14 protein-coding genes and 1 tRNA gene are annotated in these 17,538 nt (G+C 71.7%); 5 read left to right on the forward strand and 10 right to left on the reverse strand.

All coding sequences use genetic code 11. The annotated features are described in order from the left end of the window. Positions 1-86: 86 nt before the first annotated feature. The gene (locus tag AB0N90_RS14855) at positions 87-215 is read right to left on the reverse strand and encodes a DLW-39 family protein (protein WP_003999697.1); all 129 of its coding nucleotides are present in this window, start codon (positions 213-215) and stop codon (positions 87-89) included. Positions 216-564: 349 nt separating this feature from the next. Here AB0N90_RS14855 and AB0N90_RS14860 point away from each other — a divergent pair, with 349 nt between their 5' ends. Then, positions 565-960 (forward strand): DUF6344 domain-containing protein, encoded by a 396-nt coding sequence (locus tag AB0N90_RS14860; protein ID WP_361672091.1) that lies wholly within the window; start codon positions 565-567, stop codon positions 958-960. A 187-nt stretch (positions 961-1,147) separates the two neighbouring features. Next, positions 1,148-1,924, forward strand: a complete 777-nt coding sequence (locus AB0N90_RS14865) for a glycosyltransferase (RefSeq protein ID WP_365196403.1) — start codon at positions 1,148-1,150, stop codon at positions 1,922-1,924. A 25-nt stretch (positions 1,925-1,949) separates the two neighbouring features. Here AB0N90_RS14865 and AB0N90_RS14870 read toward each other — a convergent pair whose 3' ends face one another. After that, positions 1,950-2,138, reverse strand: a complete 189-nt coding sequence (locus AB0N90_RS14870; RefSeq protein ID WP_128790875.1) for a ferredoxin — start codon at positions 2,136-2,138, stop codon at positions 1,950-1,952. A gap of 64 nt (positions 2,139-2,202) precedes the next feature. Beyond that, positions 2,203-2,712 carry a hypothetical protein gene (locus tag AB0N90_RS14875; protein ID WP_365196406.1) on the reverse strand — a complete coding sequence of 170 codons (510 nt, stop codon included), beginning with the start codon at positions 2,710-2,712 and terminating at the stop codon, positions 2,203-2,205. 553 nt (positions 2,713-3,265) lie between these two features. Between AB0N90_RS14875 and AB0N90_RS14880 the strand changes: the two genes are divergently transcribed. The 3 genes from AB0N90_RS14880 (at position 3,266) to AB0N90_RS14890 (ending at position 8,877) form a co-directional block, all read left to right on the forward strand. Continuing rightward, positions 3,266-7,348: a WD40 repeat domain-containing protein gene (locus AB0N90_RS14880; protein ID WP_365196409.1), complete on the forward strand. Its 4,083-nt coding sequence runs from the start codon at positions 3,266-3,268 to the stop codon at positions 7,346-7,348. Positions 7,349-7,528: 180 nt separating this feature from the next. Further along, positions 7,529-8,068 carry a SigE family RNA polymerase sigma factor gene (locus AB0N90_RS14885; protein ID WP_365196412.1) on the forward strand — a complete coding sequence of 180 codons (540 nt, stop codon included), beginning with the start codon at positions 7,529-7,531 and terminating at the stop codon, positions 8,066-8,068. Next, positions 8,065-8,877, forward strand: coding sequence for a hypothetical protein (locus tag AB0N90_RS14890; protein WP_365196415.1), 813 nt, complete (start codon positions 8,065-8,067; stop codon positions 8,875-8,877). Before AB0N90_RS14885 ends, AB0N90_RS14890 begins: the two co-directional genes overlap by 4 nt. 4 nt (positions 8,878-8,881) lie before the next feature. On the opposite strand, the gene AB0N90_RS14895 is transcribed toward AB0N90_RS14890, so the two are convergent. The 7 genes from AB0N90_RS14895 to recF all read right to left on the reverse strand — a co-directional run bounded on the left by AB0N90_RS14895 (position 8,882) and on the right by recF (position 17,502). Continuing rightward, on the reverse strand, positions 8,882-9,724 hold the full coding sequence (locus tag AB0N90_RS14895; protein WP_365196417.1) for an acyl-CoA thioester hydrolase/BAAT C-terminal domain-containing protein: 843 nt from the start codon (positions 9,722-9,724) through the stop codon (positions 8,882-8,884). 95 nt (positions 9,725-9,819) lie between these two features. Further along, positions 9,820-9,896, reverse strand: a tRNA-Ile gene (locus tag AB0N90_RS14900). Positions 9,897-9,995: 99 nt separating this feature from the next. After that, positions 9,996-10,721, reverse strand: coding sequence for a DUF3566 domain-containing protein (locus AB0N90_RS14905; protein ID WP_086806652.1), 726 nt, complete (start codon positions 10,719-10,721; stop codon positions 9,996-9,998). 18 nt (positions 10,722-10,739) lie between these two features. Further along, complete coding sequence (gene gyrA / locus AB0N90_RS14910; protein ID WP_365196420.1) at positions 10,740-13,334, reverse strand: DNA gyrase subunit A; 2,595 nt, start codon at positions 13,332-13,334, stop codon at positions 10,740-10,742. 42 nt (positions 13,335-13,376) lie between these two features. Further along, the gene (gene gyrB / locus AB0N90_RS14915) at positions 13,377-15,425 is read right to left on the reverse strand and encodes a DNA topoisomerase (ATP-hydrolyzing) subunit B (RefSeq protein WP_037650806.1); all 2,049 of its coding nucleotides are present in this window, start codon (positions 15,423-15,425) and stop codon (positions 13,377-13,379) included. A 422-nt stretch (positions 15,426-15,847) separates the two neighbouring features. Next, complete coding sequence (locus tag AB0N90_RS14920) at positions 15,848-16,384, reverse strand: DciA family protein (RefSeq protein WP_361672068.1); 537 nt, start codon at positions 16,382-16,384, stop codon at positions 15,848-15,850. Continuing rightward, a complete protein-coding gene (recF, locus tag AB0N90_RS14925; RefSeq protein WP_361672066.1) occupies positions 16,381-17,502 on the reverse strand; it encodes a DNA replication/repair protein RecF in 1,122 nt (373 codons plus the stop codon). Before recF ends, AB0N90_RS14920 begins: the two co-directional genes overlap by 4 nt. Positions 17,503-17,538: the final 36 nt, after the last annotated feature.

Raw genomic sequence — 17,538 nt, forward strand, 5'->3', positions numbered from 1 at the left:
ACCGCGCCCCGCGGGACCCTGCAACCCCAAGCAGAGACCCCGGCCGCTTGGTGCGACCGGGGCCTGCTGAAATTCTGGAATCGGACTCACGAACCCGTGGGCACGGAGTCAGTCGCCTCCGTCCACAGGTCCTGCTCGGCGCGATCCGCCTGAATCTGGCGGTACACGAGGAGCCCGCCGATGGCGGCCAGTGCGACCAGGAGCAGCTTCTTCACCGCGCGACCTCGTCTTTCCTTGACGTAGGGGACCTCTGGCGCCCGACTATACACACCGGCCGATATCGATCGGTGACCTACGTCCGGCCCCAACTCCGGCCCCCGCCAGCGCAATAGCCCAGGTCGGACACCATTCCGATCGGAGGGTGATCACACCTCCACGGACGGTCACTTTGCTCCCCCTTCGCGCATGCTGACCGGGATTTAGGGGTTTTCCGACCTTCTCAGGGCCATCCGGGTGGTGTTCATCTGAACATCGCCGCGCCACGGGCGTCGGTCCACCACTTCGCGGTCCACATACACATCATGAGGAAAGTACGCAAATCGCCCAACCCGAAAGTGAGGGGCCATGGACCGGAACAAGGTCATGAAGCTGTGGACTGCCATCGTCACCGCCTTTCTCGCGCTGTGCACGACGCTCGGACTCGTGAGCGCCGCCACCGCCCCCGCGGCCGCCGCGCCGCGCACCGAGAGCCCCCGCACCGAGACCGCGCAGCGCACGGTCCCGGCGATCCCGGCACCACGGCATTGGTCCTGGTCCTCCACCAAGGCCCTGCCCCCCACGATGAAACAGCGGATCAGGGCCGAGGCCCACGGGAAATCCCCCAGCTGCCGGCACCGAGCCCTCGACGACAGCGAGCTGACATCGGACGGCCACGAGACACAGAAGGCCCGCGAGGCGCAAGAGACGGAACAGACGCGGGAGACAGCGGCCAGAGAGCCCTCCGCATCGCTCGACTGCTGAACCGACCCTCCTCTCCCCTCGGTACCGCGACGTCTCGACAACTCGGCGACTTGCGTACGCACGGTCGACACGGAAGGACCCCCGGCCACGGCCGGGGGTCACGCGCGCGTTCTTCCAGGGGCCCGAACCACCCCGGGCGGGGCCTGAGACGATGGCCACGACATCCCGGAGAGGTCTTTGAGAGGTGGTGAGTGCTGCCGTGACCCGGCGCGCCACCGTTGTCACCGTCATCACCGCCGTCCACGCCCCCGCGGCCCGGTTCCTGCCGGAGGCCTGGGCGTCTTTGTGCGAGCAGGAGCTGCCCGGCGGCGCGCGCTGGGAGTGGGTGATCCAGGAGGACGGCACGACGGACGAGGTCCGCCCGTACGTCCCCGAGGATCCGCGCGTCGTCTTCCACCAGGGCAGACCCGGTGGCCCGGGGGTCGCCCGCACGATCGCGCTGGCGCACGCGCGGGGCGCGTATGTGAAGGTCCTGGACACCGACGACCGGCTCACCCCGGGCGCGCTCGCCCGTGATCTCGCTGTGCTGGAGGCGCGTCCCGGCCTCGGCTGGACGACCTGCCGGGTCCTGGACCTGCTGCCCGACGGTTCCACGGCCGGATTTCCCGGAGACCCGGACGAGGGTCCGCTGGAACGCGGCACCGTGCTGCGGCACTGGCGGGCGAACGACTTCCGGCCCCCGGTCCATCCGGCGACCCTGTGTGTGCGCCGGGAGCTGCTGTCCGCGCTCGGCGGCTGGATGGCGCTGCCCGCCTCCGAGGACACCGGGCTGCTGCTGGCGCTGGACGCGGTGAGCCGCGGCTGGTTCTCGGCCGAGGCCGGGCTGCTCTACCGCAAGTGGGAGGGCCAGGCCACCGGCCGGTCCTCGCACACCGACCCCGCCGAGCGCACGGCCCGCGCGGCGGTCGCGGAGGCCAGGGCGCGCGCACTGGCCGGCCTCGGCTGGACCTATCCGGCGCCGTGAACGCCGTACACCCGCGGAAGCACAGCTACTCCCCGAGCACGATCGCCTGCGAGGGGCACCGTTCCGCCGCCTCCCGGACCCCCGGCTCGTCGGCGGCGTCCTCCTTGCCGGGGAGCACCACGCCGTAGCCGTCCTCGAAGGCGAACACGGCCGGGGCCCGGAACGCGCACTCCGCGGAGCCGTAACACGCGGCGCGGTCGACGGTGACCTTCATACGTCCTCCAGCCCTCCCTGGGCACTTCGAGTTCCAGGACGTCACTGCCCGGCCGGGCGGGTGCTCAACCGGCGGCCGGCACACCGGCCGCGGCCGCGAGCCAGTGGGCGACCCGGCGGACCGTGGGCTCGTCCAGCCGGCCCGCCAGCGCCCGCACGGCCGCGCCGTCCTCGGGGGCGAGGTCGTACAGCCCCGCCCTGCTCAGGGCGGCGGTGAGCACCTGGTGGCGACGGTTCGCCATGCGCTCGGACAGCTTGTCCGGTTCGGATGTCTCAGACGTTTCGGATGTTTCAGACGGTTCGCGCGGCCCAGCCGATTCACCCGGCTCGGCGGCGGCCCGCTCCTCCGGGGCGTCGTACAACCGCCAGCCGCCGCCCTCCGGCCCCCACAGCGCGAGCGTCAGCTCGGCGCCGCGGGCCCGCACGGTCCGGGTCATCTCGCCGACGGCGTACAGCACGGGCGTCCGGTACGGGGATTGCGCGGCCGGGGCCCAGGAGTCCCGGGTGGCGTCGTGGACCATCGCGACCCAGCGCGGGGCGCCGGACGGAGGCGGGCACGGGGAAGGCTCGGGCATGGCACGCACCCCTTCGGGAAGAGCCGGTGCCCGCGACCGTAACTGACGGCCCGTCAGATATCCAGGTGTGTCGCGACGGAAAAGTCCCCTGCCCGCCGGCACCGGTCCCTCCCCTCGTGGGGACCGGTGCCGGGCGGTGCGGGACGTCGATCCGCGCCTCGTCGGCGTGATGGCGCGGATCGAAGCATGAAAGGCGATGAAGAGACGAGGAGTGGCGAAGAGCGAGGAAGGTCGTGGGGGGTGTGGAGGTGGGGGGTGGGGGTAGGTCGGCCGGGTGTGGGGCGGATCAGATGTCGGATCGCCGACCGCTCGCGGCTTTCGATGGAAGTCGACCGAAAATGTGCAACGCCATGAGGTGTCTCTCCGAGCGCCGGGCCGTTGGCCTGTCCGGACGGTGTGTGACGGTTCCGCTACCGGGGTTGCGATCCTGCCATTTGTCGCCACCGGGGAGGAGATCCTGGTCTCCGGAGCGAGGCTTATCCGCAGGTCAGCCGTATAAGGTGAGTTTTCCGGTCCGGACGTACACAGGCGGGGGGAAGTGAGGGGTGGGGCCTTGGGTTCCGACTCAGGGGCACGCACAGCTTTCGCCGAGCGCCTCGCGCTGCTCTACAAGGAGGCCGGAAACCCTCCCCTGAAAAGCGTCGCCGAGGCGGTCGGCCGGCTGCAGCGGGTCGACGAACGCGGCCGTCCGGTGCGCGTGTCCGCGCAGCGGATCAGCGACTGGCGGCGGGCCAAGAACGTGCCGGCCCAGTTCACCGCCCTCGCGGCGGTGCTCCAGATCCTGATCCCGGAGGCGCGCCGCGCCCGCCCGCACCCGGTCTCCACGGGCCTGTACGACCTCGCCCACTGGCAGCGTCAGTGGGAGCGCGCGCTGGCCGACCCGGTCGGCGATCGTGCCGCGCCGCCCACCTCGCCCGCCGAGGAGAACGGCCGGCCGCCCGCCCAGGCCCCGCCCATCACCGGCGGCGTGTGCCCCTACCGGGGTCTCGCGCCGTACCGGCAGGAGGACGCGCGCTGGTTCTTCGGCCGGGAGCGCAGCACCGACGCGATCATCGCCCAGCTGCGCACGGCGGGCCGTACCGGCGGACTGGCGATGCTCGTCGGCGCCTCGGGCGCGGGCAAGTCCTCGCTGCTGAACGCCGGCCTGGTCCCGGCGATCGCGGGCGGCGCCCTGGCCGACGCGGGGCCGGCCCCGCAGCCGGACGGCGAGCCCGGACAGCGCACCCCCGTCGTCCAGCTGGTGCCCGGCGCCGATCCGCTCGCCGAGCTGATCCGCCGTATCCCCGATCTCGCCCCCGTGGCCGCCGAGGCGCGCGCGGCCGAGCGGGCGGCCACGGCCCGGCAGCAGGCCGCCGAGGGCACCGTGAGCGCGGGGGCCGAGACGCCCCGGATCATGCGCGGCGCCCGCGCCGCGGTCACGGAGTGGGCGCGCCGCGAGGCACCGCCGGGAGTCCGGCCGGTGATCATCGTGGACCAGTTCGAGGAGGCGTTCACCCTCTGCCCGGACGAGGCGGACCGCCGTACCTTCATCCAGCTGCTGCACGCCTCCTGCACCCCGCCCTTCGGCGCGTCCGGACCCGCCCCCGTCCTGGTCGTGCTCGGCATACGCGCCGACTTCTACGAGCAGTGCCTCGGCTACCCGGAACTGGCCGACGCGCTCCAGCACCGGCACATGGTGCTCTCCCCGCTGACCAGCGGCGAGCTGCGCGACGCGGTGACCGGCCCGGCCAAGGCGGTCGGCCTGGAGCTGGAGCCGGGCCTCGCCGAGCTGATCGTGCGCGAGGTGAGCGCCGACGGCCCGCGCGGGGCGCACGACGCGGGCGTGCTCCCGCTGCTCTCGCACGCCCTGCTGGCCACCTGGCAGCGCCGCAAGGCGGGGAGGCTGACGCTGGCCGGCTATCGCGCGGCGGGCGGCATCCAGGGCGCCGTCGCCGCGACCGCCGAACGCGCCTGGTCGGGGCTCGATCCCGCCGCCCGTACGGCCGCCCGGCTGCTCCTGCTGCGCCTGGTGCGGCTCGGCGAGGACACCGTGGCCACCCGGCGGCGCGGCACCCGGCGGCAGCTGGCCCAGGAGTCGGCGGACCCCGGCAAGACCGAGGAGTCCCTGGAGGCGCTGGTCCGGGCCCGGCTGGTGACGCTGGACGCGGAGACCGTGGAGATCACCCACGAGGCGCTGCTGCACGCCTGGCCCCGGCTGCGGCACTGGATCGACGACAACCGCAACGACCATCTGCTGCGCCAGCGCCTGGAGGAGGACGGCCGGTCCTGGGAGGACTCGGAGCGGGACAGCTCGCTGCTGTACCGGGGCTCCCGGCTCGAACAGGCCCGCGCCTGGGCGCGCTCGGCGGGGGACACCTATCTGACCCGCAGCGCGGTGGAGTTCCTGGCCGCCTCGGTACGGCTGCGCAAGCGCACGGTGTGGCTGAGCCGGGCGGCGGTGGCCGCCCTGGTGGTGCTCGCGCTGGTCGCGGGCGGCTCCGCGGTGATCGCCTGGCAGCAGCGCGACGACGCCGTGTTCGAACAGGTGCTCGCCGAGGCGGACCGGGTGCAGCGCACCGATCCCTCGCTCGCCGCCCAGCTGGACCTGGTCGCCCACCATCTGCGCCCCGGCGACAAGGGCACGTACAGCAGGCTGATCTCCATCGTGAACGCGCCGCTGGCCACCCCGCTGTCCGGCCACACCGGCGCCGTCTACCTGACCTCCTTCAGCCCCGACGGCCACACCCTGGCCACCGCCAGCTACGACCGGACCGTACGGCTGTGGAACGTGTCCGACCCGACCCGGCCCCGCCCCCTCGGCGGGCCCCTGACCGGGCACTCCAGCTGGGTGAGCAGCGCGGTGTTCCGCCCCGACGGGCGGGTGCTGGCCAGCGCGGGCGACGACGGCACGATCCGGCTGTGGAACGTCGCCGACCCGGCCCACCCGACCACGCTCGGCGCACCGCTGGCCGGCCACTCGGGCACCATCTACCTGGTCGCCTTCAGCCCCGACGGGCACACCCTCGCCTCCGCGGGCGAGGACGGCACGGTGCGGCTGTGGAACGTCACCGACCCCGCGCACCCCACCGCGCTCGCCGTGCTGCGCGGGCACACCGCGGCCGTGCGCAGCGTCGCCTTCAGCCCCGACGGCCACACCCTCGCGGCAGGCGGCGACGACCACACGATCCGGCTGTGGAAGGTGACAGACCCGCGCCGGCCGGCCCCGCTGGGCGTGCTGCGCGGCCACACCGACATCGTGCACTCGGTCGCGTTCAGCCCGGACGGGCACACCCTGGCCAGCGGCAGCGCGGACGACACCGTACGGCTGTGGGACATCACCGACCCCGCCGCGGCGAAACCGCTCGGCGCGCCGCTGACCGGGCACACCGGGCCGGTGTGGTCGGTGGCGTTCAGCCCCGACGGCGGGCGGCTCGCCGCCGCGAGCGCGGACAGCACGGCCAGCCTGTGGAACGTCAGCGACCCGGACTCCCCCTCGCAGATCGGCGAGCCGCTCGCGGGCAGCAGCGGCGAGATGTACGCGCTGGGCTTCAGCCCCGACGGACGCACGCTCGCCACCGGCAGCGGGGACGCCAAGGTGCGCCTGTGGTCGATCCCGACCTCGGACATGATCGGCCGCAGCGGCGCGTTCAGCCCCAACGGGCGGATCCTGGCCACCACCGCGCGCGACGGGCGGCTGCGGCTGTGGAACGTGGCGCACCCGGGGCGGCCGGTGCGGCTCGGCCCGCCGTTCATGAGCGGCAACGGCGCCGACACCCTCGCCTTCTCGCCGAACGGCCGCACCCTGGCCGTCCTCACGGGCGAGCAGAAGGTGTACCTGTGGAACGTCTCCGACCCCGCCCACCCCTTCCTGCCCGGCCCGCCGCTGCCGCTGCGGACCCGCTTCATGGGGCCCAACGCCCTCGCCTTCAGCCCCGACGGGCACACCCTGGCCACGGCCAACGACGACCGGACCATAAGGCTGTGGAACGTGTCCGACCCGGCCCGCCCGGCCCCGCTGGGCGCGCCGCTCGCCGGCCACCACGGCTACATCAACGCGCTCGTCTTCAGCCCCGACGGGCACACCCTGGCCAGCGGCAGCGCGGACAGCACCATCCGGCTGTGGAACGTCACCGACCCCGCCGCGGCGACACCGCTCGGCGCCCCGCTCACCCGGCACACCGGCCCGGTCAACGCGCTGGCCTTCACCCCCGACGGCTCGGCACTGGCCAGCGGCAGCGACGACGACACGGTCCGGCTGTGGAACGTGCGCGACCCGGCCGCGGCCCAGCCGCTGGGCGCACCGCTCGCCGGCCACACCGAGGCGGTCACCTCGCTGACCTTCGACGCGGACGGCAACACGCTGGCCAGCGGCGGTGACGACAACACGGTCCGGCTGTGGAACGTCACCGAGCCCACCGCGGCCCGGCCGATCGGCCAGTCCATGACGCCCAACGCCAAGACCGGCACCTTCCTGTCCTTCAGCCCCGGCAGCCGCGTCCTCGGCGTCTCCAGCGGCCCCGACACGGTCCGCCTGTGGGATCTGGACGCCGACACGGCCATCGACCACATCTGCTCGGTCACCCGGGGCGTCCTGACCCCCGCCAAGTGGCAGGAGTACCTTCCGCGTCTGTCCTACGACCCTCCGTGTGGCCACTGATCGGCCAACTTCCGTTTTTTCCCTCCGACTTGGCTCCACACGACCGACAACCTTGTTACCCTTGGCCATAGCCCGATCGCTGGTGCATCCCCCGTCGCCAGCGATCGGGTCTTTTCATGCCCGGCCCGGGGCAACGACCCGCGCGGCCCATGGACTCCCTTAGGTGTTCAGGAGGTGTCCATGGAGGACGGAAAACAGGACCGGGACGAAGAGTTCGGCAGATTCATGACCGCCCGCTGGTCACGGCTGCTGCGGACGGCGTTTCTCCTCACCGGGGAACCGCACTCCGCCGAGGATCTCGCCCAGTCCACGCTGGAGCGGGCCTACACGGCCTGGCGCAGAGTCGGTACGGCGGACGACCCGGACGCCTATGTCCGGCGCGTGATGATCAACCTGCACGCCCGTCGGCACCGGCGCAAGCTCAAGGAGTTCCTGGCGCCCAAGGACGATTCCGGCCTGGTGCGCGAGGAGGCCGACCGCGGCGACCGGATCACCCAGGCCGTCGACCGCGAGGTGCTGCTCCGGGCGCTCGCCCAGCTGCCCGCGCGGCAGCGCCAGGCGGTGGTCCTGCGCTACTGGGAGGACCTGACGGAGACCCAGACCGCGCACGCGATGGGCTGCTCCATCGGCACGGTCAAGAGCAATACGGCCAAGGGGATAGCGAAGCTGCGCCTCGTCCCGGCGCTGGCCGACGCGGTCCCGCAGGGAGGGCGGGCATGACGAACACGGACGGGATGGAGCACGGCATGGCACACGACAGGATCGCCCTCCTCCTCGCGGACGCGGCGCAGGAGATCGAGACCGGTCCGGCGCCCGTCGCGGCGGTCGTACGGAGCGGCCGGCGGCGCCGGGCACGGCGGTGGGCGGCGACGGCGGTCGCGGCCGCGGTGGTGGCGGGGGGCACGGTGGGGGCGGTGACCGCCCTGCCCGACCGCGAGTCGGCCTCACCGGCGGAGAGGGGGATCGGCGGGCAGCTGGTGGACGAGCCGGTGATGGCGGCGGTGGGTTCGGGTACCCGCGACGGCGCGAACTGGAGCGTGAACACCCAGGTGTGGCCGGCGCCCCGCGACCGGAGCGAGGCCGTCCGGCAGATGAAGGCCATGGCGGACTGGGGCCTCACCCCGGTGACCTCGGGCAGCCCCTCCGATCTGATCGGCAGGACGAGCTATTTCGTCTACCGCGCCTTCCAGAAGGGCGACGGCAAACCCACTCTGCGGATGGTGACCTCCGACACCGTGGCCGGTCTGCCCCGCCCGAAGGGCACCGAGATCCATGTCTTCCTCAAGCCCCTCGCGCCCGACGACAGCACCCAGAACCTGGTCGTCGGCATGGTGGCGAGGACGGCACGCCAGGTCACCTGCCACTGGAAGGACGGCAGCGCGACCACGGCCGATCTCGCACCCGCCGACACCCCGATCCGCCCTTCGAACGCCGCCATCCGGTCCATCGAGGGGTTCCCCACCGCCAACTGGTTCTACTGCGCGGCCCCCGGCAAGACCGCCTACAAGTCCGCGGAGGTGACCAAGTAGCCCCTCAGCCCCGCAGCGCGTCCAGGACATACGGCCAGGCGGCCGCGCCGAGCAGCGCGTCGGCCTCCGGCGTGCCGCCGTACCGGAAGACCGGGGACGGCGGCGAGGGGAGTTCGCCGGGGAAGAGGGGGCGGTGGCCGGCGTCGGCGCGGGTGATCAGGCGGACGCCTGCCCCGGCCGAGCGCCGGCGCTCGGCCAGCCGTTCGGCGTAGACATCCGAGGGCCACATCGCGTCGTCGCCGCCCGCGACCAGGATCAGCTCGGCCCGCGCCGCCTCGACGGGGATCTCCGCCGCCGGGAGCAGCTCGGCGAAGGTCCGCTCGCTGCGCTCGTACCAGCCCCGGATGGCGACCGGCCCGTCCTCCGGCTCGGCCGGCGACCAGGAGTCGTCCATCGGCACGAAGGGCAGCGGCCGGCCCCGCCAGGTCCAGCAGGAGCGGTACGGGCGGTCGGCGCCGTCCCGGCCGGGCCCGACATTGCACCAGACGAGCGGGCTGGGCGACAGGGCGACCACCACGTCCACCCGGTCGTCACGGACGGCCGTGAGCAGGGCCGCCTCGGCCCCCTTGGACAGCCCGAGCACACCGATCCGGCGCGCCCCCGTGCCGCGCAGCAGATCGACGGCGGCGGTGAAGGTCTCCAGCGGGACCTCGCAGATCCCCGGCGGCTGCCCGGACCCCCCGAACCAGCGGATCGTGAGCGCGGTGATCCCCTGCCGGGCGAGCAGCCGCGCCCGCTCCCGCATGACCCGCCCACTGGACCCGGCCAGCACCAGCACCCCGGCCGCGCTACCGCCCACGGGAGCGGCCAGCAGCCCCTCCCAGGGCTCGGTCAGCTCACGCTCCACGATCTCCACGGGCCCCCCGGCATGCGCACCGATCCGATGAACCGTCAGCGAAATGCAGAAAACCCCCGACCGTGGCCGGTCGAGGGTTTTCATGCTGGTGGGGCTAACAGGATTTGAACCTGTGGCCTCATCCTTATCAGGGATGCGCTCTAACCAACTGAGCTATAGCCCCGCCGCGCTCTGCGGTGTGTGTCCCGCGCGCTGACTCCTGAAGATTAGCGCACGACCACGTCAGTCCCAAAATCGGTTACCGGCGGCCGTCACTCGGCCGTCACTCGTCCTCGGCGAGGGTCAGTTCGACGCCGCCGACGAAGCCCGCGGAGAGGTTGTAGATGAAGGCGGCGAGCGTGGCCAGCGCGGTGGCCAGGACGACGTCGATGGCCGCGATGATCGTCGTGAACATCAGGACGTGCGGCAGCGAGAGGAAGGACTGGAGATCGAAGCCGTTCGCCTCGTTCGAGCCGGTCGCCTCCGAGATCGTGCCGCCGACCGTGGAGAACACGCCCATCGCGTCCATGACCATCCACAGCACCGCCGAGGCGACGATGGTGCAGATGCCGAGCGCGATGGAGAGCAGGAAGCTGACCTTCATCACCGACCACGGGTCGGCCTTGGCCACCCGCAGCCGCGCCTTACGGGTGCGCGGCGCGGTCCGCACCCCGGTACGGGGGCGCCGTACCCCGCCGGCCGCCGGCTGCGCCGGGTAGGCCTGCGGCGGGTGGTACGGCCCGCCGGGCTGCTCCGGGCGCCGCTCCCCGGGGAGCGGAGACGACGACTGCGCCTCGCCGGCCGCGGCCGGGCCTCGGGTGTCCGTCACAGTTCCCCCCTGGGGTGCAGACGTGCCGGAGGCGTCCGCCGCGGACGCCCGCACCGGCTTCAGGTTGGTCGTATGCGGGTCGGTGGCCGTCCCCGCATGCGCGGCGGAGCCACGGCCGCCGCCGTCCGTCTCCGTACCCGTGGAGGTACCGGCCGATCCGGCGCCCGTGGCTCCGCTCACGATGACTCACTCCTCGTGCTACTCGGCCGAGGGCGCCTCACCCTCGTCCGTGCCGGTGGTCTGGGCCTCCTCGGCGGTGATGTCGTCGGCGTCCTCGCCGTCGACCTCCTCCGCCTCGCGCCCCGCCTCGGCGTTACGTGCGATACCTACCACGGCATCGCGCTTGCCCAGGTTGATCAGTTGGACGCCCATGGTGTCACGGCCCGTCTCCCTGACCTCGTTGACTCGCGTGCGAATCACACCACCGGACAAGGTGATCGCGAGGATCTCGTCGGTCTCCTCCACGACCAGCGCCCCGACGAGCGAACCGCGGTCCTCCACGATCTTGGCGGCCTTGATGCCGAGGCCGCCGCGGCCCTGGACGCGGTACTCGTCGACGTTGGTCCGCTTCGCGTACCCGCCGTCGGTGGCAGTGAACACGAACGTACCGGGTCGCACCACATTCATCGAGAGCAGCTCGTCGCCCTCGCGGAAACTCATCCCCTTGACGCCGGAGGTGGCGCGGCCCATCGGGCGAAGGGACTCGTCCGTGGCGGTGAACCGGATCGACTGCGCCTTCTTGCTGATCAGCAGCAGGTCGTCGTCGGCCGAGACCAGCTCGGCGCCGATCAGCTCGTCGTCGCCGCCGTCCTCGCGCTCGCGCAGATTGATCGCGATCACACCGCCGGAGCGGGGCGAATCGTAATCCTTCAGAGGCGTCTTCTTGACCAGGCCGGACTTGGTGGCCAGCACCAGGTACGGCGCCGCCTCGTAGTCCCGGATGGCGAGGATCTCGGCGATCGCCTCGTCCGGCTGGAAGGCGAGCAGGTTCGCCACGTGCTGACCGCGCGCCTCCCGGCCCGCCTCGGGCAGCTCGTACGCCTTGGCCCGGTACACCCGGCCCTTGTTGGTGAAGAACAGCAGCCAGTGGTGCGTGGTGGAGACGAAGAAGTGGTCGACGATGTCGTCCTCCTTCAGCTTCGTGCCCCGCACCCCCTTGCCGCCGCGCTTCTGCGCCCGGTAGTCGTCCGTCTTGGTCCGCTTGACGTAACCGCCGCGCGAGACGGTGACGACGATGTCCTCCTCGGCGATCAGGTCCTCGATGGACATGTCGCCCTCGTACGGGATCAGCTTGGTCTTGCGGTCGTCGCCGTACTTCTCGACGATCGCGGCCAGCTCCTCGCTGACGATGCCGCGCTGGCGCACCGGGGAGGCCAGGATCTGGTTGTACTCGTTGATCTTTGCCTGGAGCTCGTCGTGCTCCTGGACGATCTTCTGCCGCTCCAGGGCCGCCAGGCGCCGCAGCTGCATCTCCAGGATCGCGTTGGCCTGGATCTCGTCGATCTCCAGGAGGCCCATCAGGCCGGTGCGCGCGATGTCGACGGTGTCGCTGCGCCGGATCAGCGCGATGACCTCGTCGATGGCGTCCAGGGCCTTCAGCAGACCGCGCAGGATGTGCGCGCGCTCCTCGGCCTTGCGCAGCCGGAAGCGGGTCCGGCGCACGATGACCTCGATCTGGTGCGTCACCCAGTGCCGGATGAACGCGTCCAGGGACAGCGTGCGCGGCACGCCGTCGACCAGCGCCAGCATGTTGGCGCCGAAGTTCGTCTGGAGGTCGGTGTGCTTGTACAGGTTGTTCAGCACGACCTTGGCGACGGCGTCCCGCTTGAGGACGATCACCAGCCGCTGGCCGGTGCGCGAGGACGTCTCGTCGCGGACGTCCGCGATGCCGCCGATCTTGCCGTCCTTCACCAGGTCGGCGATCTTCTGCGCCAGATTGTCCGGGTTCACCTGGTACGGCAGCTCGGTCACCACCAGGCACTGCCGGCCCTGGATCTCCTCGACCTCGACCACCGCGCGCATCGTGATCGAGCCACGCCCGGTGCGGTACGCCTCCTCGATGCCCTTGCGGCCCACCACCAGGGCGCCGGTCGGGAAGTCGGGGCCCTTGATGCGCTCCATGAGCGCGTCGAGCAGCTCCTCGTGCGAGGCCTCGGGGTTCTCCAGGTACCACTGGGCGCCGGCCGCGACCTCGCGCAGGTTGTGCGGCGGGATGTTGGTCGCCATGCCGACCGCGATACCGGCAGAGCCGTTGATCAGCAGGTTCGGGAAGCGGGACGGCAGGACGGTCGGCTCCTGGGAGCGGCCGTCGTAGTTGTCCGTGAAGTCGACGGTCTCCTCGTCGATGTCGCGGACCATCTCCATCGACAGCGGCGCCAGCTTGCACTCGGTGTAGCGCATCGCCGCGGCCGGGTCGTTGCCCGGAGAGCCGAAGTTGCCGTTGGAGTCCACCAGCGGCATCCGCATCGACCACGGCTGGGCGAGGCGCACCAGGGCGTCGTAGATGGAGGAGTCGCCGTGCGGGTGGTAGTTGCCCATGACGTCACCGACGACACGGGCGCACTTGTAGAAGCCGCGCTCGGGGCGGTAGCCGCCGTCGTACATCGCGTACAGCACGCGCCGGTGGACGGGCTTGAGGCCGTCCCGGACGTCGGGCAGCGCACGGGACACGATGACGGACATCGCGTAGTCCAGGTACGAGCGCTGCATCTCGGTCTCGAGCCCGACGGGCTCGACACGCATGGCGAGTTCGCCGCCCTCTTCGGGGGTGACTGGAGTGTTCTCGTCGGCCATTGCTGGTGAAGATCCTTCCCTGTGCGGTCAGCTGAGACCGACTCAGATGTCGAGGAAGCGGACGTCCTTGGCGTTGCGCTGGATGAACTGGCGGCGCGCCTCGACGTCCTCGCCCATCAGCACCGAGAACAGGTCGTCGGCCTGGGCGGCGTCGTCCAGGGTGACCTGGCCGAGCACGCGGTGCTCCTGGTCCATCGTGGTCACGCGCAGTTCCTCGGCGTTCATCTCGCCGAGGCCCTTGAAGCGCTGGATCGAGTCCTCGCGGACCCGCTTGCCGCGCTGGCGGCCCATCTCGATCAGCGCGTCGCGCTCGCGGTCCGAGTAGGCGTACTCGATGTCGTCCCGGCCCCACTTGAGCTTGTAGAGCGGCGGCCGGGAGAGGTACACGTGCCCGGCCTCGACCAGCGGCCGCATGAAGCGGAACAGGAAGGTCAGCAGCAGGGTGCTGATGTGCTGGCCGTCGACGTCGGCGTCCGCCATCAGGATGATCTTGTGATAGCGGAGCTTCTCGATGTCGAAGTCCTCGTGCACACCCGTGCCGAAGGCGGAGATCAGCGCCTGGATCTCCTGGTTCTGCAGGATCTTGTCGATCCTGGCCTTCTCCACGTTCAGGATCTTGCCGCGGATCGGGAGGATCGCCTGGTACTGCGGGTTGCGGCCGGACTTGGCCGAGCCGCCGGCGGAGTCACCCTCGACGATGAAGATCTCGCACTTGGTGGGGTCGTTCGACTGGCAGTCGGACAGCTTGCCCGGCAGGGACGCCGACTCCAGCAGGCCCTTGCGGCGCGTGAGGTCACGGGCCTTGCGGGCGGCGACACGCGCGGTGGCGGCCTGGATGCCCTTGCGGATGATGTCCGCGGCCTCGTTCGGGTTGCGGTCCAGCCAGTCGTTCAGGTGCTCGTAGACCGCCTTCTGCACGAAGGTCTTGGCCTCCGTGTTGCCCAGCTTGGTCTTGGTCTGGCCCTCGAACTGCGGCTCGCTGAGCTTGACCGAGATGATCGCGGTCAGACCCTCGCGGATGTCGTCGCCGGTGAGGTTGTCGTCCTTCTCCCGGAGCAGCTTCTTGTCGCGCGCGTACTTGTTGATCAGCGACGTCAGCGCGGCCCGGAAGCCCTCTTCGTGGGTACCGCCCTCATGCGTGTGGATGATGTTGGCGAACGAGTACACGCCCTCGCTGTAGCCACTGTTCCACTGCATGGCGACCTCAAGGGACAGGCTCTTGTCCTTGTCCTCGGCCTCCAGGTCGATGATGGTCGGGTGCACCACCTCTCCCTTGCGGGAGTTGAGGTACTTCACGAAGTCGACGATGCCGCCCTCGTAGTGGTACGTGACCGACTTGACCTCGGCCTTCTCGTCCGCGCCCGCCTCGTCCGCGCCGCTGGTGGCCTTCGCCGACTCGCGCTCGTCGGTGAGCCTGATGTTCAGGCCCTTGTTGAGGAAGGCCATCTCCTGGAAGCGCCGGGACAGCGTCTCGAAGGAGTACTCGGTGGTCTCGAAGATCTCCGGGTCGGCCCAGAAGGTGACCGACGTGCCGGTCTCCTCGGTGGCCTCGTGCTGGGCGAGCGGGGCGGTGGGCACGCCCATCTTGTAGTCCTGCGTCCACCGGTACCCGTCGGTCTTGACCTCGACGGAGACCTTGCCGGACAGGGCGTTCACGACGGACACACCGACACCGTGCAGACCGCCGGAGACGGCGTAGCCGCCACCGCCGAACTTGCCGCCCGCGTGCAGCACGGTCAGCACGACCTCCAGGGCCGGCTTGCCCTCGGACGGCACGATGCCGACCGGGATGCCGCGGCCGTTGTCGACGACGCGGACACCGCCGTCGGGGAGGATCGTCACGTCGATGAGGTCCGCGTAGCCCGCCAGCGCCTCGTCGACCGAGTTGTCGACGACCTCGTACACCAGGTGGTGCAGTCCGCGCTCGCCCGTGGAGCCGATGTACATGCCGGGCCGCTTGCGGACCGCGTCCAGCCCTTCGAGCACGGTGATGGCGCTGGCGTCGTAGGAGGCCGTCGAGGCCGGGGCCTCGGCGTTCACGCCGGCGTCGGTGGACGGGATGTTCTCGTTGGGGTTGCCGGAATCGGCCACGAAGCGCCCTTTCTGGCACTGGCACAGCACGAGCCGGGCTCCTGGGGGCACCCCCGGTGGGGGAAGGCTGCCGGAGCGGCTGCGGCATGTTGCGTTGGTAAGCCTTGAATCAGCGTTGCTCAGCTTTTCCCGGGCGGTCCCCACGTTGGGGCGGGATTGGCTTCCAGTCTACCGGTAGCGCCGACATCGATGGGGGTTTGCCGGTACCTGAGTCCCCATGTGCCGCCCTGAACCGGTCTCCGCCGAGTACCGATATACGGAAGGGGGCTCCAAGAGCCTCACAGCGGCACTCAGAGCTTCGAGCCGTCAACCCTTGGCTACTCCAGGGTCAGTACGCGTCCCGCACCCGTGCGCACCAGGCCGCGCGCGGGGCGAACCCGCAGGACAGAGGGGGGTGACGAGGCGCCGCGACGTGAGGTACGTCACCCGTAGGTGTCGCCCGGACCCATGCTTCCCGGGGCCCGCAGCGGGCCGTAGCGGCGGGCCGGGCCACCGGGGCCGTGCACCTTGATCAGCCGGACCGTGCCATGGCCGAGATCCTCGTTGAGCCGGGCGACCAGGGCAGGGGCGAGCAGCCGCAGCTGGGTCGCCCAGGCCGTGGAGTCGCAGGCCACCACGAGCACCCGCTCGTCCTCGTCGTAGCGCTGCGGCACACAGTGCTTGGCCAGGTCCTCGCCGACGATCTGCGGCCAGCGGCCCATCACTCCGCCCACGGCCGCCGGAGTCTCCCAGCCGCGCTCGGTGATCAGCCGGTTGATCGCCGAACCGAGCGCCATCGGGTCGCGGCCGTCGGCGCGCGCCCCGGACCGCAGGCCGCCGCCGCGCCGGGCCTGCTTCTTCTGCCGGGCCGCGTCACCGCGCGCCCGGGCCTGCTCCTTCGCCGCGCGCAACGCCACGCGCGCGAGGTCCACGCCGGAGGGCTCGCCGCTCTTCTTGGAGCTGTCCTTCTCGCCGCTCATACGCGTTCCACCGTCCCACCCGAGACGGCGTACCGCGCCCCGGCCAGCACATGCGGGACGTCGTCGTCCACGGCCGCGGTGACCAGCACCTGCTCGCCGGGCGCGACCAGCTCGGCGAGCCGTTCGCGGCGGCGCGCGTCCAGCTCGGCGAAGACGTCGTCCAGGACCAGGACGGGCTCGTTGCCCTCGGCGCGCAGCAGCTCGTACGAGGCGAGGCGCAGGGCGAGGGCGTACGACCAGGACTCGCCGTGCGAGGCGTAGCCCTTGGCGGGCAACTGGCCGAGTTTCAGGACCAGATCGTCCCGATGGGGGCCGACAAGGGTGACGCCCCGCTCGATCTCCTGCTTGCGCGCCTCGGCCAGGGCGGCCAGCAGCTGCGTGTACAGGTCCTCGCGGGTGTGGGCCTCGCCGGGCGCGGACGGCTTGTACTCCAGCGCGAGCGGGCCGCCGCCGGGGGCCAGCTGCTCGTACGCCTTGTCGGCCAGCGGCCGCAGCGCGGCGATCAGATCGAGCCGGCGGGCGAGCAGCTCGGCACCGGCGTGCGCGAGGTGCTGGTCCCATACGTCGAGCGTGGACAGGTCCATGGTCCTGCCGCCGTGCCTGCGCGCGAGCGCCGCGGACTTCAGGAGGGTGTTGCGCTGCTTGAGCACCCGCTCGTAGTCGGAGCGCACCCCGGCCATCCGCGGGGAGCGCGCGGTGATCAGCTCGTCCAGGAACCTGCGCCGCTCCCCGGGGTCGCCCTTCACCAGGGCGAGGTCCTCGGGCGCGAACAGCACGGTCCGTACGATGCCCAGCACGTCCCGGGGTCTGGCCTGCGAGGACCGGTTGATGCGGGCGCGGTTGGCGCGGCCGGGGTTCAGCTCCAGCTCGACCAGCTGCTGCCGGTCGCCCTGGCGGACCTGCGCCCTGATGACGGCGCGCTCGGCGCCCATGCGCACCAGGGGCGCGTCGGAGGCGACGCGGTGGCTGCCCAGCGTCGCCAGGTAGCCGACCGCCTCCACCAGGTTGGTCTTGCCCTGGCCGTTGGGCCCGACGAAGGCCGTGACGCCCGGGTCGAGCGGGACCTCGGCCCGCGTGTACGAGCGGAAGTCGGCCAGCGAGAGATGCGTGACGTGCATGGGCGGTGCGCCGGCCTCCTTCCGCTTCCGCGCGAC

Origin of the sequence: Streptomyces sp. NPDC093018 (assembly GCF_040684035.1) — a bacterium.
Taxonomy (GTDB): Bacteria; Actinomycetota; Actinomycetes; order Streptomycetales; family Streptomycetaceae; genus Streptomyces; species Streptomyces murinus.